This window comes from Nocardia sp. CNS-044 (assembly GCF_059570515.1).
In genome coordinates, this window is record NZ_JCANSX010000005.1 from 1,082,686 (window position 1) to 1,101,250 (window position 18,565).

General features: G+C 69.2%; 14 protein-coding genes. 10 read left to right on the plus strand and 4 right to left on the minus strand.

The features are described 5' to 3' along the window. Positions 1 to 398 precede the first annotated feature (398 nt). The 5 genes from T333_RS05990 (at position 399) to purM (ending at position 7,319) form a co-directional block, all read left to right on the plus strand. A complete protein-coding gene (locus tag T333_RS05990; protein ID WP_355000315.1) occupies positions 399 to 1,952 on the plus strand; it encodes an ABC transporter substrate-binding protein in 1,554 nt (517 codons plus the stop codon). Between the two features lie 95 nt (positions 1,953 to 2,047). Beyond that, positions 2,048 to 3,058 (plus strand): ABC transporter permease, encoded by a 1,011-nt coding sequence (locus T333_RS05995; RefSeq protein ID WP_496424152.1) that lies wholly within the window; start codon positions 2,048 to 2,050, stop codon positions 3,056 to 3,058. 83 nt (positions 3,059 to 3,141) lie between these two features. Further along, a complete protein-coding gene (locus tag T333_RS06000; protein ID WP_357246604.1) occupies positions 3,142 to 4,140 on the plus strand; it encodes an ABC transporter permease in 999 nt (332 codons plus the stop codon). Next, positions 4,133 to 5,815, plus strand: a complete 1,683-nt coding sequence (locus tag T333_RS06005; RefSeq protein ID WP_496423866.1) for an ABC transporter ATP-binding protein — start codon at positions 4,133 to 4,135, stop codon at positions 5,813 to 5,815. The genes T333_RS06000 and T333_RS06005 overlap by 8 nt, the downstream gene beginning before the upstream one ends. A gap of 427 nt (positions 5,816 to 6,242) precedes the next feature. After that, positions 6,243 to 7,319: a phosphoribosylformylglycinamidine cyclo-ligase gene (gene purM, locus T333_RS06010; protein ID WP_355000313.1), complete on the plus strand. Its 1,077-nt coding sequence runs from the start codon at positions 6,243 to 6,245 to the stop codon at positions 7,317 to 7,319. A gap of 287 nt (positions 7,320 to 7,606) precedes the next feature. On the opposite strand, the gene T333_RS06015 is transcribed toward purM, so the two are convergent. The 4 genes from T333_RS06015 to ygfZ all read right to left on the minus strand — a co-directional run bounded on the left by T333_RS06015 (position 7,607) and on the right by ygfZ (position 10,822). Further along, entirely contained in the window at positions 7,607 to 7,819 is a 213-nt protein-coding gene (locus T333_RS06015; RefSeq protein WP_068055885.1) for a DUF3073 domain-containing protein, read from the minus strand. A gap of 175 nt (positions 7,820 to 7,994) precedes the next feature. Next, a complete protein-coding gene (locus tag T333_RS06020) occupies positions 7,995 to 8,945 on the minus strand; it encodes an asparaginase (protein ID WP_496423867.1) in 951 nt (316 codons plus the stop codon). Then, on the minus strand, positions 8,942 to 9,640 hold the full coding sequence (locus T333_RS06025; RefSeq protein ID WP_355000311.1) for an MOSC domain-containing protein: 699 nt from the start codon (positions 9,638 to 9,640) through the stop codon (positions 8,942 to 8,944). The genes T333_RS06020 and T333_RS06025 overlap by 4 nt, the downstream gene beginning before the upstream one ends. Before the next feature lie 66 nt (positions 9,641 to 9,706). Beyond that, positions 9,707 to 10,822: a CAF17-like 4Fe-4S cluster assembly/insertion protein YgfZ gene (gene ygfZ / locus T333_RS06030; RefSeq protein WP_355000310.1), complete on the minus strand. Its 1,116-nt coding sequence runs from the start codon at positions 10,820 to 10,822 to the stop codon at positions 9,707 to 9,709. A gap of 157 nt (positions 10,823 to 10,979) precedes the next feature. Between ygfZ and T333_RS06035 the strand changes: the two genes are divergently transcribed. From T333_RS06035 to T333_RS06055, 5 genes are all read left to right on the plus strand, one after another. Continuing rightward, on the plus strand, positions 10,980 to 11,900 hold the full coding sequence (locus T333_RS06035; protein ID WP_355000309.1) for an aminodeoxychorismate lyase: 921 nt from the start codon (positions 10,980 to 10,982) through the stop codon (positions 11,898 to 11,900). A gap of 130 nt (positions 11,901 to 12,030) precedes the next feature. Next, positions 12,031 to 13,527 carry a cytochrome ubiquinol oxidase subunit I gene (locus tag T333_RS06040; RefSeq protein ID WP_355000308.1) on the plus strand — a complete coding sequence of 499 codons (1,497 nt, stop codon included), beginning with the start codon at positions 12,031 to 12,033 and terminating at the stop codon, positions 13,525 to 13,527. Between the two features lie 11 nt (positions 13,528 to 13,538). After that, positions 13,539 to 14,570, plus strand: a complete 1,032-nt coding sequence (gene cydB, locus T333_RS06045) for a cytochrome d ubiquinol oxidase subunit II (protein WP_355000307.1) — start codon at positions 13,539 to 13,541, stop codon at positions 14,568 to 14,570. A gap of 5 nt (positions 14,571 to 14,575) precedes the next feature. Further along, positions 14,576 to 16,597: an ABC transporter ATP-binding protein/permease gene (locus T333_RS06050; protein ID WP_496423868.1), complete on the plus strand. Its 2,022-nt coding sequence runs from the start codon at positions 14,576 to 14,578 to the stop codon at positions 16,595 to 16,597. A 101-nt stretch (positions 16,598 to 16,698) separates the two neighbouring features. Next, positions 16,699 to 18,363, plus strand: a complete 1,665-nt coding sequence (locus tag T333_RS06055) for an ATP-binding cassette domain-containing protein (RefSeq protein ID WP_355000553.1) — start codon at positions 16,699 to 16,701, stop codon at positions 18,361 to 18,363. Positions 18,364 to 18,565 lie beyond the last annotated feature (202 nt).

Genomic DNA, 18,565 nt, shown 5'->3' on the forward strand with positions numbered 1-18,565 from the left:
GGTGGTTTGGCGCGCGAGGGTTTGGCGCTCGGTGGTTTGGCGCAGCGCCGAAATGGGTAGCGCCGCAACGGTGTCCGTGGGCGTGACTTGGCCTGCTCGAGACGCCACGACCTCGATCTTCCCGCGCACCTGGACATTTGACCGGGCGACGCCGGTGCGGCCGTGCATGGTTCGCGACGGACGATGACAGCCCGGTGATTTTTCTTTGAAAACGCAATGTGCCGGAAATGGTTCGTGGGTACGGTCGCCAGCTATATCGAAAGTTCACCGCGTCCGGACCGGGCCTGTGATCCAGGTATCGCGGTGCGGCGCGCTCGAAGAAGTGGGGCCTGATGATGAGGGTTTCGAGGACGCCGGGCGGGCGTAGACGAGCGAAAGGCATTGCGGCGGTCGGACTCATGGCGCTGGTCGCGTCGGTGCTCGCGGGTTGCGGTTCCGGACGGACGGGCGAGGGCGGTGACGGCGACGGGTTGATCGTCGGCACCACCGACAAGATCTTCTCGCTGGATCCGGCCGCCGCCTACGACAACGGATCGCTGGTCGCCGAGACGCAGATCTACCAGTACCTGCTGAATTTCGCGCCCGGCGACCCGACCCCGAAACCGGACGCCGCCGAGAAGTGCGAGTTCACCTCGCCGACGGTCTACACCTGCACCTTGCAGGCGGGATTGAAGTTCGCCAACGGAAACCCGTTGACCGCCAAGAGTGTCAAGTTCTCCTTCGACCGCATGCTCGGTATCAACGACCCGAACGGTCCGGCCTCGCTGCTCGGCAATCTGGAGAAGACCGATGTGGTCGACGATCGCACCGTCGCCTTCACGCTGAAGGTCGCCAACGACCAGACCTTCCCGGCCATCCTGCCCACGCAGGCGGGGCCGATCGTGGACGAGCGGGTGTTCCCCGCCGACAAGGTGATGGCCGACGAGGACGTGGTGCGCGCCAAGGGCTACTCCGGCCCGTACACGATCACCAGCTACGACAAGAACAAGCTCGTCGAGTACCAGGCGTATCCGGACTATCGCGGCATCCTCGGCACCCCGAAGACGCCACGCATCTCGGCGAAGTACTACGCCACCACCGACAACCTGAAGCTGGATCTGCAGAGCGGCGCGATCGACGCGGGCTACCGCTCGCTGACGCCGACCGATATCGAGGGGCTGCGCGCCAGCGACAAGGTCAAGGTGCTCGACGGTCCCGGCGGCGAGTTGCGCTACATCGTCTTCAACTTGAACACCATGCCCGGCGGTACGCCGGAGCAGAAGCTGGCGGTGCGCAAAGCGTTCGCGTCATCGCTGGACCGGGCCGCGCTCGCCCGCGACGTCTACAAGGACACCTACGTCCCGGCGTATTCGTCCGTCCCGCAGGGTATTCCGGGCGCGGCGGAACCGTTCAAGGACATCTACGGCGCGGGTCCGAACAAGGACGCGGCCGCGAAGTTCCTCGCCGACGCGGGCGTCGCGACGCCGGTGGAACTCAATCTTCAGTACAACCCCGACCACTACGGCTCCAGCAGCGCCGAGGAATACAAGGCGATCAAGACGCAACTGGAAAGCACGGGTCTGTTCCGGGTGAATCTGCAGTCCACCGAATGGGTGAGCTACCAGAGGGAACGGGCGCGCGACGCCTACCCGCTGTACCAGTTCGGCTGGTTCCCCGACTTCCCGGACCCGGACAACTACCTCTCGCCGTTCTTCGGCCCGAACAACTTCCTCCAGTCGCACTTCGAGGATCCGGGCATCACCGCGCAACTCGTCGGTGAGTCGACCCAGCCGGACAAGGACCGCAGGCTCCAGCAGATCCAGCAGGTGCAGCGCGACCTGGCGCAGAACTTCCTGCCGATCGTTCCGCTGTTGTCCGGCAAGCAGATCGGCGTCGCGGGCACGGACGTCCAGGGCATGGAGCAGACGCTGGACCTGTCGTTCAAGTTCCGCTACACGGTCCTGAGCAAGTGAAGTCGGAGGGGACCGGGCCCGCGGCGATCGCGCCGCGGGCCCGGCGGTTCGCGCTGCCCCGGCGGGCGGCGGGCGGGGATTCGCGCGGGCTCGCCCTGGCCAGGTATCTGGCGGTGCGGCTGCTGCTCATCCCGGTGACGGCTTGGATTCTGGTGACCGCGGTGTTCTTCATGATGCGGGTGATCGGTGATCCGATCGAAGCCGCGCTGGGCGGGCGGCTGCCACCGGATCAGATCGAGCAGCGGCGGGAGGCCGCCGGATTGAACCGGCCGATCCTGGTGCAGTACTGGGAGTACCTGTCCGGCCTCGCGCGCGGCGACTTCGGGCAGACCCAGGACCACCGGTTGGTCGCCGACATCATCGCCACCCGCGGCGCGGCCACCCTGGAACTGGTGTGCTGGGCGCTGCTCGTCGCCTTCGCGATCGGCGTCCCGCTCGGCAGATACGCTGCCACCCATCGGGATTCGGCGAGCGACGCCGCGCTACGCCTGTTCGCCATCCTCGCCTACGCCGCGCCGGTGTTCTTCGTGGGGCTGCTGCTCAAGCTGTTGTTCGCGGTGCGGCTCGGCTGGTTGCCGGTGTCCGGACGGGCCAGCGCCGACGTGGAATTGCGGCTACAGCACGTCTCGCCGAAGACCAACGTCATGGTGGTCGACGCGATCCTCTACGGCGACAACGCCTATCTGCTCGACGTGCTGAAACACGCCGTGCTGCCCGCGATCGCGCTCGGCCTGCTGACCGCGGGGGTGTTCCTGCGACTGGTGCGGATCAACCTCATCCAGACCCTGCGCAGCGACTACGTCGACGCGGCGCGGGCCCGCGGACTGTCCGCGCGGGTGGTGACCGGCCGACATGCCGTGCGCAACGCCATGATTCCGATCGTCACGGTGATGGGCATGTACATCGCCATGATGCTCGGCGGCGCGGTGCTCACCGAGATGACCTTCGAGTGGAAGGGTCTCGGCTTCGAACTCGCGGAATACCTCAAGGCTCGCGACTTCATGGCGGTGCAGGGCATCGTCGCGTTCATCGCGCTGGTCGTCGCCGTGATGAGTTTCGTGGTGGATGCCCTTGTCGCACTGATCGATCCGAGGGTGAGGTTCTGATGACCGCACCGGAGTTGGTGACCGAGCCCACCGCGGCGCTGGTACCGAGTCGACGCGGTCGGTTCGGCCTTCGGCTGTTCTCGATGACCGCCGGAATGCAGCGCGTCACGCTGATCCTCGGACTGGTGTTGATCGCGGGGTTCCTCTTCGTCGCGCTGTTCGCGCCTTTCCTCGCGCCCTACGGGCTGGCCCAGACCACCGAGAACGGCGTGGGTTTCGGCCAGTATCAACCGCCTTCGGCACAGCACTGGTTCGGTACGACCGTCGCGCAGGAGGACGTGTTCTCCCGGGTGCTCTACGGAGCGCGGACGGCGCTGTGGGTGATCGTGGTGTCGCTGGTGCTCTCGCTCTTCGTCGGCGTGCCGCTCGGGCTGGTCTCCGGGTACGCGGGGCGCTGGCTGGACCGGGTGCTGGTGACCGTCATGGACGCGCTGTACGCGTTCCCGACCCTGCTGCTGGCGATCGTGGTGTCGATCGTGGTCTCCGGCGGCGAGTCCAGCGGGTTCGGTGGTGTGCTCTCCGCGGCCGTGGCGATCACGACCATCTTCGTGCCGCAGTACTTCCGGGTGGTGCGCAATGCCACCGTCGCGGTGAAGCAGGAGCCGTACGTGGACGCCGCCCGGGTCACCGGCGCGTCGACGGTGCGAATTCTGTTCCGGCACATCCTCGCCAACGTCACCCAGTCGCTGCCGGTGATCATCACGCTCAACGGCGCCGAGGCGATTCTGACGCTGGCCGGGCTCGGCTTCCTCGGCTTCGGTGTCGAGTCCACCCAGGCGGCGGAATGGGGATTCGACCTGAACAAGTCGCTGGCGGCGGTATCCAACGGCATCTGGTGGACGGCGGTCTTTCCCGGCACCGCCATCGTGCTCGTCGTTCTCGGGATGACGCTGGTCGGCGAGAGCTTGAACGAGGTGCTCAACCCGCTGCTGCGCACCCGGCGCACCGCGGCGCCGGTCGCGGTGGGCAGTGATGTGGTGGTCGGCGCGACGGGGGAGCCGGAGATGCCCGTGGCGGAGGAAAGCGCCGAACCAGGTGCGGGAGAGAGTGATTCGAGTAGACGGGAGGGCGATCATGTCTGACGTGACCGAGGAGCGGCGGCCCGCGCTGTCCATCGAGGCACTGTCGGTCACCTTCGCCACCGACGCGGGCGCGGTGCACGCGGTGACCGACGTGTCCTACGAGGTGTTCCCCGGCGAGGTGCTCGCCATCGTGGGGGAGTCCGGCTCGGGCAAATCGGTGAGTTCGCGGACGGCGATGGGACTGCTGCCGTCGACCGCGCAGGTCCGCGGCCTGGTGACGCTCGGCACGCGGCAGGTCACCGGGATGTCCGAACGCCAGCTCACCGCGCTGCGCGGCGGGGCTATCTCGATGGTGTTCCAGGAACCGGGGCTCGCGCTGGACCCGCTGTTCACGGTCGGCTTCCAGATCGCCGAGGCGCTGCGGGCGCACACCGACCTGTCGCGCAACGCCGCCAAGGCGCGTGCCGTGGAACTGCTGCGGTTGGTGGGTCTGCCCGACCCCGAACACCGCGTCGACTACTACCCGCACCAGCTCTCCGGCGGGCAGAAGCAGCGCGTGGTGATCGCCATCGCCATCGCCTGCGAGCCCAAGGTGATCATCGCCGACGAGCCGACCACCGCACTCGACGTCACCGTCCAGGCCGAGATCCTGAACCTGCTGCGCGACCTACGCGACCGTATCGGCAGCGCGATCGTCCTCATCACCCACAACATGGGCGTGGTCGCGGACCTGGCGGACCGCGTCGTGGTGATGCGTGAGGGCCGGGTCGTCGAAGAGGCGCCCGTCGAGGACCTCTTCGCCCGACCGAAGGCGGACTACACCCGCGCCCTCCTCGCGGCGGTCCCGCACCTGGGCGCGCGTGGCGGGAAAAGTGGTGGGAGCGTCGAGTTCGGGGAGCGTGCGCCGGTGCTCGAGGTGCGCGATTTGGTTGTGGAGTTCCCCGGACCCATCGGACGTCCGCGGTTCCGAGCGGTGGAGGGGGTGAGCCTGTCCATCGCCGCGGGCGAGACACTGGGGTTGGTGGGGGAGTCGGGTTCCGGCAAGTCCACCATCGGGCGATGCGTCGCGGCGTTGCAGCGGCCGACGTCCGGGGCGGTGCGGGTGCGCGACCAGAACATCGCGGGTCTCTCGCAGCGGCGGCTGCGGCCGATCCGGCGGCGGTTCGGTTTCGTGTTCCAGGATCCGGCCAGCTCGCTGAATCCCCGAATGACCGTGGGCGATTGCGTCGCCGAACCCATGATCGTGCACAAGGTCGGCAAATCCGAGGCGATCCGCGCCAAGGTGCGCTCGCTGCTCGACGACGTCCGCCTGCCCGCAGGGGTCGAACGCCGCTACCCACACGAGCTGTCCGGCGGCCAACGCCAGCGTGCCAGCCTGGCCCGAGCGCTCGCGCTGGACCCGGACCTGCTCGTCGCCGACGAACCGACCAGCGCGCTGGACGTCTCGGTGCAAGCCGCCGTCCTGGAACTGTTCGCCCAACTCCAACGCGAATGCGGCTGGGCCTGCCTGTTCATCAGCCACGACCTCGCCGTCGTCGACCAGCTCGCCGACCGCATCGTGGTCCTGCGCGACGGCGCGGTGGTCGAGCAGGGCGACCGCGACGCGATCCTGCGGAACCCGAGAGAGGAGTACACCCGCCGCTTGGTCGCCGCCGTCCCGGTACCGGACCCGGTCGAACAACGCCGCCGCCGCACCGAGGCCGCGACCCTGTTCGCCTCGGAGGCGGCGGAGTGAGCCATCGGCCATCGAAGCCGCACCGCTCGTCACCCCAGCTGTTCGACGGAGCCGCGCGTTGTCGAGGCGAGGGAGCCCGTTCGTCTCTCGACCTCGCCGGAGCGCACCGCGCCAACTCGGCGCCGCGTGAAGGGAGCTGTTCGCACCGAAGCCAACGGAGCGAGCCGCCTCATCTCGATGCCTCGAACACCCGCCCGTTGCCCGCGAACCGGGCAGAATGATCAGCGGAACAGAATCGAAACGTGACGACTGATTTCGCAAGGATCCGGGTAACTCGTCGGGTACGCCCAGAACTCGACCCCAACCCGACCGGCGGCCCGGCGTCACAGTCTCGCGGCACCGACGACCGGCGAGAAACGCGGAGAGGCGGATGAGCTAGCGTGAGCAGGCATCTATCCGCCGATTCGGTTTGGAGCTTTCCCCGAAAATGACTGAACAGACCCCCACTGGTGGTGCCTCGTACGCCGCGGCAGGCGTGGACATCGAGGCAGGTGACCGCGCAGTCGAGTTGTTCGGGCCATTGGCGAAGAAGGCCACCCGTCCCGAGGTCCAGGGTGGGCTGGGCGGCTTCGCCGGATTGTTCGCGCTCAAGGGCGGCTATCGTGAGCCGCTGCTCGCCGCCTCGACCGACGGCGTCGGCACCAAGATCGCGGTCGCGCAGGCTATGGACAAGCACGACACCGTCGGTCTCGACTTGGTCGCGATGGTCGTCGACGACTTGGTCGTCTGCGGCGCCGAGCCGCTGTTCCTGCAGGATTACATCGCCATCGGCAAGGTCGTCCCGGAGAAGGTCGCCGAGCTGGTCTCCGGCATCGCCGAGGGCTGCGTGCGCGCGGGCTGCGCGCTGCTCGGTGGCGAGACCGCGGAGCACCCGGGTCTGATGGATCCCGACGACTACGACCTGTCCGCGACCGGCGTCGGCGTGGTCGAGGCCGACTCGGTGCTCGGCCCGGATCGGGTGCGGCCCGGCGACGTGGTGATCGCCATGGGTTCGTCGGGTCTGCACTCCAACGGCTACAGCCTGGCGCGCAAGGTGCTGCTCGACATCGACCGGATGTCGCTGACCGGGCACGTGGAGGAATTCGGCCGCACCCTCGGCGAGGAGCTGCTCGAGCCGACCCGCATCTACGCCAAGGACTGCCTTGCGCTGGTCGCCGAGACCGACGTGCGCACCTTCGCGCACGTCACCGGTGGCGGACTCGCGGCGAACCTGGCCCGCGTCATCCCGGCGGGCATGGTGGCCGAGCTGGACCGCGGCACCTGGAATCCGGCGCCGGTGTTCAAGATGATCGCCCAGCGCGGCCGGGTGGAGCGGGCCGAGATGGAGAAGACGTTCAACATGGGCGTCGGCATGGTCGCCGTCGTCGCTCCGGAGGACGTCGACCGCGCCCTCGCGGTGCTCACCGCCCGGCACATCGAGTGCTGGACCCTCGGCACCGTGAAGAAGGCCAAGGAGTCCGACGCCGCCCGCGCCGTGTTGCTCGGCGAGCACCCGCGGTTCTGATCACTGTCGGGGTGCACCCCGACTCGAGTCCCGGCCTGGGAAAACCGTGCTGCCACATATCCCGTGTACGCCTCACATAGCCACCGCCTGTGTGAGGCGAATACGGGATGTGTGGGAGCTGGGTGAGGGATCGGGGCTGGCTCACACGAGATCAGCGTCCCGCATCCATGGATGCGGGACGCTGATCTCGTTGTATGGCAAGCCTCTAAGGCGATGTCCGTGTCTCGATGGCAACGATCGAAGGGGGAGGCCCGGACGGCCTCCCCCTTCGTCACGCCTGATCCGAGTCAGCGGCGCCAGTCGTCGTAGTCGTCGTCCTCGTCCCAACGGGACGAGGGTACGTCCGCGTCGTGCTCATCGGACAGCACACCGCCACTGCGTTGGGTGGTAGGGCTTCCCGAGAGCTCACGCTGAAGGCTCGCGAAGTCGGTCGGCGCTGAGCTGTACTTCAGCTCGCGTGCGACCTTGGTCTGCTTTGCCTTAGCCCGGCCACGGCCCATGGCTGACCCCCTCGCGTCACTGCGGGGCGGCCTGGGGTTTGTTGGCGGCCCCGTTCGAATTAATACTCTTCCTGACAGACACTTTAGCGTGTGTCCGGCGGTCGCGCTTCCAGGAGTGGGGGAAGAGCTGCCGAACGAACCCCGTTTGCCCGGTTGTCGCCGTGTGTCCTGGCTCTTAGAGTACGCCGGGAATTGTCCGGATCACCCCGACTCGAGCGCCGCCGCCGAGCACCGGTTGGGCCGCCAATTCGGTGTGCGCCTCGGTCCAGTCGACGCCCATCCGTTGCAGAATCGCCAGCGTCAGGGGCATCCGCGCGCGGTCGTGCCCGTCGTCGATCTTGTACGCGAAAGCCCTGCCGTCGGGCAACGCGCCCGCGTGCACCCCGTCGGCCCCGATCTTGCAGACCAGGCCAGGGGTAGCCGCCATGGCCAGCAAATCGGGCGCGTTCGTGCCCGAAATCACTCGCGGATGGGCGCGGATGGCGTCGGCGACCCGGCGCGGCGGGGTGCCGGGCTCGGCGGTGGCCATGGTCGCGAAGGCGCGGGCCAGGTTCATCAGCGAGACCGGGATGATGGGCAGGCCGCAGCCGTCGATGCCGAGATCGGTCTCCGGTTCGCCGGTGAGTTCGGTGATGTTCGCGATCACCGCCCGCTGCAAGGGGTGGGTCTCGTCGAGGTAGCCCTCCGTCGGCCAGCCGTTGATCGCGCAGGTCGCCAGCATCGCGGCGTGCTTGCCGGAGCAGTTCATGTAGATCCGGCGCGGTTCGTCTGCGGTCAGCGCGGCGGCGCGGGCCCGCTCCTCGAACGGCAGGTCGGGCGGGCACTCCAGCGCCTTCTCGGGGAAGCCGAACCGGTCGAGCAGCCGCTGGACCAAGGCGACGTGGTCGGGCTCACCGAAGTGCGAGGCGGTGGCGATGGCCAGCTCGGCCTCGTCGACCGGCTCGAAACCATTGCGCAGCAAGGTGATCGCCTGCATCGGCTTGTTGGTCGAGCGCGGGAAGATCGGCACGTGCACCTCGCCGAGCTGGTGCGTGGGCTCGCCGTGGGCGTCGAGGATCACCAGGGATCCGCGGTGCACGCATTCGCGGAACCCGGAGCGGACGACCTCGACGAGTTCAACACTCATCGCGCCCCCTCGGTCGACAGTTCGCCGCGCCGTTCGGCGGCGCGGGCGGCGTTGGCGGATCGACGGGCGTGCCGGTCGATCTGCATCCGGATGTCGTCGGAGACGGTGGTCTCGTGCTCGAGCAGGGTGGCGAGCCGCTCCATGTCGTTGCCGGTGAACACGTCGCGCACGGTGATGCCGTGCTCCGGGACGTGCACCACCTCGACCGGATCACCGGCGCCGATCGTGCCCTCCGTGAGAACGCGCAGATAGGCGCCGGTGTCGCTGCGCAGCGTGAAGCGTTTGACCCACTGCGCCTCGCCGGACCAGTGCTGGAAAGTGGCACACGGGACGCGGGGCGCGCTCACTTCGAGCAGGGTGTCGCCGATCGCCCAGCGGGCGCCGATCACCGCGTCGCTCACGGCCAGTCCGCTGATGCGCAGGTTCTCGCCGAACCAGCCCGCGGGCAGCTCCCTGCCGAGTTCGTCCCCCCAGCGCCGCGCGTCGTGCTCGGCGTAGGCGTAGACCGCCTGGTGCACGCCGCCGTGATGCTTGGTGTCGCAGACGTGATCGCCGTCCAGGCCGAGAGCGCGCACGCCGACGCGGCCCGCGACGGGTCGCTTGTCGATGGCGGTGCGGCCGACCCTGGTCGGCACCTCCAGATCGGCGTGCACCACGCAGACCGCGAGCACGCGGGCGGTGTCATCGCTGCGCATCGGCGCCGCTCCCTTCGTCGTGTGAATGGGGATCGCGAGGCTCGGCGTCGAGCGAGTTCGGGCGGATCACCGTCCGCGCAGCCGGTCGACGGCGAGACGACCGGCCTGCGGCGTGTCGTCGTGCGGGACCGAATCGGGATCGATGGAGGCGGCGGACGGACCAGCGACCAGCGCGGTGTCGGCGGGGATCGCGCGCTTGATCAAGGCCAGCGCGATCGGGCCGAACTCGTAGTGGTCGACGACGGTGCCGAGCCTGCCGACGGCGCGGCCGCCCGCGGTGACGTCGGTGCCGGGTGTGGGCCGCTCGTCGGCGGACCCGTCCAGGTGCAGCAGAACCAGGTGGCGCGGCGGTTTGCCGAGGTTGTGCACCCGGGCCACGGTTTCCTGGCCGCGGTAGCAGCCCTTGTCCAGGTGCACGGCGCCGTGTTCGTCGGGACCGCCGATCCAGCGCGCCTCGTGCGGGATGGTGCGGTCGTCGGTGTCGAGGCCGATGCGCGGACGCAGCGCGGTCACCCGCAGCGCCTCGAAGGCCCACATGCCCGCCGGTTCGGCGCCCGCTTCGGTGAGCTTGCCCCACCATTCGGTCAGCCGCTCGCGGGGGATCACCAGGTCGAAGGAGTCGGCGGTCGGCCACGGCATACGGCGCAGGAAACCGCCGCCGGGCAGCGGAACGGCCGCGTAGGTGTCGGGCAGCTCGGCCACGCCGAGGGCGGCGGTCAGTTCGCGCACGCGCGGACCGAGCAGGCTCAGCACCGCGTGGTCGGTGGCCTCGCGCGGTTGGGCGTCGGCCCAGAACACCATCTTGCGCAGGAAGTCGAGCAGGGCCGGGCCGTGGTCGGCCTCGGTATCGATCCAGACCGTGCCGTCCAGATCGGTGAGCACGAAGTGGTGCTGCACGCGACCGTTGAGATCGAGATCCAGATTCTCCGCCGAGTGCCCGTCGGCCAGGTTCGCCACGTGCTGGCTGGAAATGGTGTGCAGCCAGGTCAGGCGCTCGGCGCCGGTGATGGACAGGACGAAACGGTGCGAGCGATCGATGACCGCGACGCGTTCGGCGGCGGCCCGTTGTTCACCGAAGGGATTGCCGTAGTGCCACGCCACGGCGGCGTCCTGGGTGCCGGGCGGACCCGCGACGGCGCCCGGAACGGATAGGACAGGGCTGGGTGCATCGACCACGGACACGTCTCCACTGTAGTGGCACGGCCGGACGGCGGTCCGGGCACGGCCGAAGCCAGCAGGTCCGCGACGCGCGCGCCCGCGGGTTTCGACGCGCGCGCCCGCGGGTTTCACGGCGTGGCAAACATAGGCAAGGGCAGCGCATACCGCCTACGCTCGACGCATGGTAGATCGGGTTCTTGTCACACTGGACGGCGTCGTCCAGGATCCGGACGCGCCGTTGCTGTTCGCCGACGACATCGGGGTGCTGCGCGGCGACGGCGTCTTCGAAACGGTGCTGGTGCGCGGTGGAAACGCGTGCGCGCTCGATTTCCACCTCGGCAGGCTACGGCGCTCGGCGCAGGCGCTGGAACTTCCGGAACCCGAACTGAGCCGCTGGCGCGAGGCCGCCGAGACCGCCGCCAAGGAGTGGGGCACCGAGGACGAGGGCATCATGCGGCTGGTGCTGACCCGCGGTCGCGACAGCGAGCTGTCCGGCGCGCGCTCCAGCGTCAAGTCGGGCGATCTCGCCGCGGCGGTTCCGGTGCCGACCTCCTACGTGCTGGTGATGCCGGTGCCCGAGCGGGTGGCGAAGGCGCGCACGGAGGGCGTCTCGGTGGTGACGCTGCCGCGCGGTATCTCCATCGATCTGGCCCAGGCCGCGCCGTGGCAGCTGCTCGGCGCGAAAACCCTGTCCTACGCGACGAATATGGCCGCGCTGCGGTTCGCGCACCGGATGGGCGCCGACGACGTGATCTTCACCAGCACCGAGAACCGGGTGCTGGAGGGTCCGCGCTCCACGGTGGTGATCGCGCGCGACAAGAAGCTGATCACCCCGCCCGCGAAGAACGGTGTGCTGCCCGGCGTCACCCAACGCGCGCTGTTCGCGGAGGCGGAGAAGGCGGGCTGGACGTGCACCTACGAATTGCTCTTCACCGCGGATCTGCTGACCTGCGACAGCGTCTGGATGATGTCCAGCATCAGCCTTGCCGCGCGGGTGAATTCGCTGGACGGTTTGCGGATGTCCGCGCCGGACAACGCGCAGGAGATCATCGACCTGGTCGATCGCGGTATCGATCGGGCGGGTGCCGTCGGGGATTGGTGAGGTGACGTCCGCCTCTTCGGGGCGGACGACCTTCGCTTTGTCGAGGGCCGTGTCCTAACGCACGTTGATTGCCGAACCCCGGCACGTAGCATTTACTACGACATGTCGTAGACGGTTGCTGGAGGGTCGGATGAGTGTGCTGGACATCTCGCGTTGGCAGTTCGGTATCACGACCGTCTACCACTTCGTGTTCGTCCCGCTGACCATCGGGCTCGCCCCGCTCGTCGCGGGTATGCAGACCGCCTGGGTGATCACCGGCAAGGAACACTGGTACCGGCTGACGAAATTCTTCGGCAAGCTGTTCCTGATCAACTTCGCGCTCGGCGTCGCCACCGGCATCGTGCAGGAATTCCAGTTCGGCATGAACTGGAGCGAGTACTCCCGCTTCGTCGGCGACGTGTTCGGCGCGCCGCTCGCGCTCGAGGCGCTGGTCGCCTTCTTCCTCGAGTCGACCTTCATCGGTCTGTGGATCTTCGGCTGGACACGACTGCCGAAACTGTTGCACCTCGGAGCGATCTGGATGGTCGCGATCGGCGTGAACGCCTCGGCGTATTTCATCGTCGCCGCCAACTCGTTCATGCAGCACCCGGTCGGCGCGCGATACAACCCGGAACGCGGGCGCGCGGAGCTGACCAGCATCTGGGAGGTGCTCACCAACAACACGACGCTGGCGGCCTTCCCGCACGTGGTCGCGGGCTCGTTCCTCACCGCGGGCACCTTCGTCGCGGGCATCGCTGGCTGGTGGATGGTGCGCAACGCGCGCAGCGGCGACCCGGAAAAGGCGGCCGAGGCGCGCACCATGTGGCGCTCGGGCGGGCGCGCGGGCATGTGGGTGATCGTGGTCTCGGGTCTCGCACTGGTGCTCAGCGGCGACGTCCAGGGCAAGCTGATGTTCGAGCAGCAGCCGATGAAGATGGCCTCGGCGGAATCGTTGTGCCACACCGCGACCGATCCGCACTTCTCGGTGCTCACCGTCGGCACGCACAACAACTGCGACAGCGTCACCCACGTCATCGAGGTGCCGTACGTGCTGCCGTACCTGGCCAAGGGCGAGTTCAGCGACGTCACGCTCGATGGTGTGCAAGATCTGCAGAAGGCTTACATCGAGAAGTTCGGTCCCGGCGACTACCGGCCCAACCTCTTCGTCACCTACTGGTCCTTCCGCGCGATGATCGGCCTCGCCGCGGGCTCGATGCTGCTCGTTCTCGCCGGGCTGTGGCTCACCAGGCGCGGCCGGGTGCCGGACCAGCGCTGGTACTCGTGGCTGAGTTTGCTGGCCATCCCGACGCCGTTCCTCGCGAACAGCGCGGGCTGGGTGTTCACCGAGATGGGCCGGCAGCCGTGGGTCGTGGTGCCGAACCCGACCGGCGACCCCGCCCTGCGGATGACCGTTCAGCAGGGCGTCTCGGACCACTCGGCGGGCACCGTGATCACCTCGCTGGTGGTGTTCACCCTGCTCTACGGCGTGCTCGCGGTGGTGTGGTTCTACCTGATGCGGCGGTACGTGATCGCCGGGCCGGAGCAACCGCACGCGCACGAACCGGAGGGCCCGGACGACGCGGGCGGCCCCGGTGAGCGCAAGCGCGCCGAAGAACCTGCCGTCGAACAGCTTTCGTTCGCGTACTGAGGAGCCCGACGATGAGTCTGCAAGAGTTCTGGTTCGTCCTGATCGGCGTCCTGTTCACCGGCTACTTCGTGCTGGAGGGTTTCGACTTCGGCGTCGGCATGCTGATGCCGATCCTCGGCAAGGGCAGCGACACCCGGCGGCGCGTGGTGCTCAACACCATCGGCCCGGTGTGGGACGGCAACGAGGTGTGGCTGATCACCGCGGCGGGCGCGATGTTCGCGGCGTTCCCCGAGTGGTACGCGAGCCTGTTCTCCGGTTTCTACTTCGTGCTGCTGCTGATCCTGATCGCGCTGATCCTGCGCATCTGCGCCATCGAATACCGCGCCAAGATCGACGATCCGGTCTGGCGGGCGCGCTGCGACATCGGTATCGGTATCGGCTCCTGGCTACCGGCGTTCGCGTGGGGCTGGGTGTTCGCCAACATCGTGCGCGGTGTGCCGCTGGACGAGGAGAAGCAGATCGTCGGCACGGTGGCGGACCTGTTCAGCCCGTACGCGCTGCTCGGCGCGCTGACCACCGGCCTGCTGTTCCTGCTGCACGGCGCGATCTTCGTCAACCTCAAGACCGGCGGCGAGGTGCGGGCCGACTCGGTGCGCATCGCGCGGCTGCTGCTCGCCCCGACCGCGCTCGTCGTCGGCGGGTTCGGCCTCTGGACGCAGCTGGCCTACGGGGCCGGGTGGACCTGGATCGCGTTGGGCGTCGCGGCTTTCGGGCTCGTGGTCGCGGCGGTCGCGGTATTCGCCGAACGCGACGGGTGGGCGTTCACCGGAACCACCTTCGCCATCGCGGCCGCGACGGTGCTGCTGTTCGGCTCGCTGTTCCCGAACGTATTGCCCTCCACCATCAGCGACGCCTTCCACCTCACCATCGACAACGCGTCGTCGACGCCGTACACGCTGAAGGTGATGAGCTGGGCGGCGGTGATCGTCACGCCGGTGGTGCTCGGCTACCAAGGCTGGACCTACTGGGTCTTCCGCAAACGCCTGACGGTGGACCACATTCCGGGGCACATCGGCCTGCCGCTGAGGCCGGGCAAGGACTGACGGCCATGGCACGTCCGCCCGTCGACCCGCGCCTGTGGCGGTATGCCCGCTCGGCACGCCGGTATCTGGTGCTGAGCGTCGGGCTCTCCGTGGTGATCACCGCGTCGATCGTGGTCACCGCGGTGACGCTGGCTCGGGTGCTGGCCGGAGTCATCACCGATCCTGGCGCGCGCGGGTTCGGCTCGTGGACAACCGAACTCGCGGTGCTGGCCGCGTCCGTTGCCGCACGAGTGGCGGCGAGCTGGGTGCAAGCCAGGGTGGCGCATCGGGCCGGGGCGGGTGTGGTCGCGGAGCTGGAGGCGGCGGTGCTCGCGGCCGGTGCACGGCTGTCGCCGCGCGAATTGGAGAGCCGGAGAACCGAACTCGCGGTGGTGGTCGGGACCGGTCTGTCGGGGTTGCGCGGCTATCTGAGCGGTTACCTGCCCGCGCTGTTGCTGGCGGTGCTCGTGCCGCCGATCGTGTTGGCGGTCATCGCGATGCACGATCCGGTGTCCGGGGGGATCGCGGTGGTGACGTTGCCGCTCATTCCGATCTTCATGGTGCTGATCGGGTGGCTGACGCAGGGACGTGCGGCGGCGACGCTGGAGGCGACGACTCGGCTGTCGGATCAGTTGCTGGATTTGTTCGCGGGCATGCCGACGTTGCGCGCGTTGGGGAGGGAAGGAAGCGCTGCCGAGCGGTCCGGTTTCGAGCAGGGCGCGAATGCCGCCCGGTCCGGCTCCGTACGGGAGCGAGGTGCTGGTGCCGCTCGGGTGGGAAGTGGCTCGGCCGCCCAGGCGCCTCAGGGCGCAGGATCGGCGACGGCACGGGATGCGGACGTCGCCGTGGGCCAAGGCGGGCAAGGCACGGGATCGGCGGCGAATACGGATCGTGCGGGCGGTGATGCGGCGCGGGCTCGCACCATGGCGCACCGGGTGCGCGATCTCGGTGACGCGTTGCGTTCGCGCACGATGCGCGCTTTGCGGATCGCGTTCCTGTCCTCGATGGTGCTGGAGTTGCTCGCGACGCTCAGCGTGGCGCTGATCGCGGTGTCGATCGGGTTGCGGTTGGTCTACGGCGGGATGGATTTGTACGCCGGGCTTGTCGCGCTGATTCTCGCGCCGGAGGTGTACCTGCCGCTGCGGATGGTGGGGGAGCGGTTCCACGCGGCGCAGGACGGGATGGCGGCGGCGGACAAGGCGTTCGCGATTCTCGAGCCGGGGGAGGTGCCCGACCGGTCGGAGGCGGCTGTCGGTGCGGACGAAAGCGCTGAGATGGCGGGATCCGAGAGCGGATCGCCCGGCGCGGTCGAGGGTGCCGGAGCCGAAGGGGCCGGACGCGGTGCGGCGCGACCGGAGCCGCTCGGCCGCATCGAGATGCGCGAACTCGGTGTGCGGGCGCGGGACGGTTTGGCGCCGCATGGGCTCTCGGCCGCGCTGCGTCCGGGGGCCGTGACCGTGCTGACCGGGCCCAACGGGAGCGGCAAATCGACGGCGTTCCTCGCGATGCTCGGTCTCGTGCGGCCGGAGGACGGGTGCGTGCTGGTCGACGGAACCGATGTGCGCGAGCTGGACCCCGAAGCGTGGTGGGGGCGGGTTGCTTGGCTGCCGCAGCGGCCGGTGCTCGTGCCGGGCACGTTGCGGGAGAACCTGGAACTGCTGGGCGCGCGGGCCGCCGACGATTCGGATCGCGGGGCGGTCCTCGAAGCGTCCTGCGCCGCTACCGGATTCGACGCTGTGCTGGACGAGCTGCCACAGCGCTGGGACACCGTCGTCGGCGCGGGCGGCACCGGCTTGTCCCTCGGCCAGCGCCAGCGCCTCGCACTGACCAGGGTGCTCGCCGCCGACCGCCCCGTACTCCTGCTCGATGAGCCGACCGCCCACCTCGACTCGGCGAGCGAGTCCGCGGTCCTCGCCGCCCTCCGCGCCAAAGCCCGCGACGGCGCCACGGTCGTCGTCATCGGCCACCGCCCCGCGATCCTGGCCGCCGCCGACCACGTTGTGTCCGTGCGAGCCTCGGTCTTCGATCGGACGGTGAGCGGATCATGAGCGCTGCGGATGTGCACGCCGGGGCCGCATTCACCGATCCCGGCGTGAGCAAAGAAGACCAACGTCCTGCGGGCGGGTCGATCAGCGGCGACTTTCGCCGGATGTGGGGCCTGCTGGAACTCTCCCCGTGGCGGGTCGCGGTGGCGGTCGGGTGGGGCGTGCTGGCGCTCGGCAGTGGGCTCGGGCTGGCGGCGCTGGCGGCGTGGTTGATCGCGCGGGCGTGGCAGATGCCGCCGGTGCTGGATTTGAGCGTCGCGGTGGTCTCGGTGCGGGCGCTCGGTATTTCGCGCGGACTGTGCAGGTATCTGGAACGGCTTGCGACGCACGACGTCGCGCTGCGGTCGATGACCATCGCGCGCACGAGCGTCTACCGCACCCTGGCGGGCTCGGACGTGTGGTTGCGCCGGGCGCGCGATACCGAGACCGAGCCGCGGAGCGCGGCGCGGTTGCGACGCGGTGATCTGCTGGTCCGGATCGGCAGCGATATCGACGATCTCGGTGCGGTCGTGGTGCGGGCGCTGGTGCCGATCGTGGTCGCCATCGTGCTGGCGTTCGCCGCGATCGGACTGCTGGCCACGATCTCCGTCGCGGCGGCGGTGATTCTCGCCGTGGCGCTCGGGGTTTCGGGCATTCTCGCGCCCTGGCTCTCGGCGCGCGCCGCGCGGGAGGCCGAGACCGCGGTGCGCGCCGACCGCGCCGAATTCACCGCGCAGGCGCTCACCGTGCTGGACCACGCGGCCGAACTGCGCGTCGCCGGACGACTCGACGCGGCGCTGGCCGCGGCGAAGAAGGCGGGTGACCGCGCGGTCGCCGCCGAGGACAAGGCCGCGTCCCACACCGCTTCGGCCGCCGCTGCGACGCCGCTCGCCATCGGGGCCAGCGTGCTCGGCGCCCTGCTCATCGGCATCGCGATCTATGGCCCGAACGGCGGCGCGCCCGGCGCCATGACGCCCATGGCGCTCACCATCCTCGTGCTGCTGCCGCTCTCCGCCTTCGAAGCGGTCGGGCCCCTACCGGCCGCCGCGCAGGCCATCACCACCGCGCGGGCCGCGCTGCGCAGGCTCTCGGCCGCCGAAGCCGCCGACCCGCGCCGGGAGTCCGGCCTGCCGCACCAGCTGCCCGAGCTGCCCGCCGGACGCCGCATCGCGGTCGTCGGTCCGAGCGGTGCGGGCAAGACCACGCTGCTCATGTCGTGGGCCGGGCTGTTCGACACCCCTCGGCCCGACACCACCTTCTTCGCCGAGGACGCGCACCTGTTCGGCACAAGCGTTCTGGAGAACCTGCGGGTCGCTCGCGGCGATATCACCGAAGCCGAGGCCGAGAAGGTACTGCGCGCGGTCGGTCTGGGCGACTGGCTGGATTCGCTCGCGGACGGTATTCACACCGAGCTGGTCGGCGGGGCGGCCGCGGTCTCCGGCGGACAGCGCCGCCGCCTCCTGCTGGCCCGCGCGCTGCTCGCACCGGCCCGTGTCCTGCTGCTCGACGAGCCCACCGAACACCTCGAGGCCCAGGACGGCGCCGACCTGCTCCGGGCCCTGCTCGACCCCGCGAGCGGACTGGTCGACTCGGACCGGACAGTGGTGGTCGTCACACATCAGCTGCCGGACGGGCACCGCGCCGACGCGGTCGTCCACGTCGACGTATCAGCCCAGGTCACGGTCGAATATCCGGCCGATTCCGCCCCGCGCGAAAATCCATTGCCGACCTGCCGATCCTTCGCTAATTTCGTCAGTACACAGGAAGGAGGTGGTTCGAAGAATGAGTAATTCCAGGACACGTGAGGTGGCTGTCCGCTAGCGCCACCGCTGCAGGTGGTATCCGCCCGCGCGAGGCGCCGAGCGAATACCAGGCAGTCACCCGACCCCCGAGCCCCCGGTCTTGTCCGACCGGGACCCGCGCAGGTTCTCGAACCCGCCGGGTACGGCTCGGGGGTCGTTCCGTTTATGGTGACGATTGTTGCCTCGGGAC

What these genes read in the sequence shown, in the direction of transcription:
- T333_RS05990 (WP_355000315.1), top strand. Translation starts at nt 399, where the DNA reads ATGGCGCTGGTCGCGTCGGTGCTCGCGGGTTGCGGTTCCGGACGGACG.
- T333_RS06000 (WP_357246604.1), top strand. Translation starts at nt 3,142, where the DNA reads ATGACCGCCGGAATGCAGCGCGTCACGCTGATCCTCGGACTGGTGTTG.
- T333_RS06005 (WP_496423866.1), top strand. Translation starts at nt 4,133, where the DNA reads ATGTCTGACGTGACCGAGGAGCGGCGGCCCGCGCTGTCCATCGAGGCA.
- purM (WP_355000313.1), top strand. Translation starts at nt 6,243, where the DNA reads ATGACTGAACAGACCCCCACTGGTGGTGCCTCGTACGCCGCGGCAGGC.
- T333_RS06015 (WP_068055885.1), bottom strand. Translation starts at nt 7,819, where the DNA reads ATGGGCCGTGGCCGGGCTAAGGCAAAGCAGACCAAGGTCGCACGCGAG.
- T333_RS06020 (WP_496423867.1), bottom strand. Translation starts at nt 8,945, where the DNA reads ATGAGTGTTGAACTCGTCGAGGTCGTCCGCTCCGGGTTCCGCGAATGC.
- T333_RS06025 (WP_355000311.1), bottom strand. Translation starts at nt 9,640, where the DNA reads ATGCGCAGCGATGACACCGCCCGCGTGCTCGCGGTCTGCGTGGTGCAC.
- T333_RS06035 (WP_355000309.1), top strand. Translation starts at nt 10,980, where the DNA reads ATGGTAGATCGGGTTCTTGTCACACTGGACGGCGTCGTCCAGGATCCG.
- T333_RS06040 (WP_355000308.1), top strand. Translation starts at nt 12,031, where the DNA reads ATGAGTGTGCTGGACATCTCGCGTTGGCAGTTCGGTATCACGACCGTC.
- cydB (WP_355000307.1), top strand. Translation starts at nt 13,539, where the DNA reads ATGAGTCTGCAAGAGTTCTGGTTCGTCCTGATCGGCGTCCTGTTCACC.
- T333_RS06050 (WP_496423868.1), top strand. Translation starts at nt 14,576, where the DNA reads ATGGCACGTCCGCCCGTCGACCCGCGCCTGTGGCGGTATGCCCGCTCG.
- T333_RS06055 (WP_355000553.1), top strand. Translation starts at nt 16,699, where the DNA reads ATGTGGGGCCTGCTGGAACTCTCCCCGTGGCGGGTCGCGGTGGCGGTC.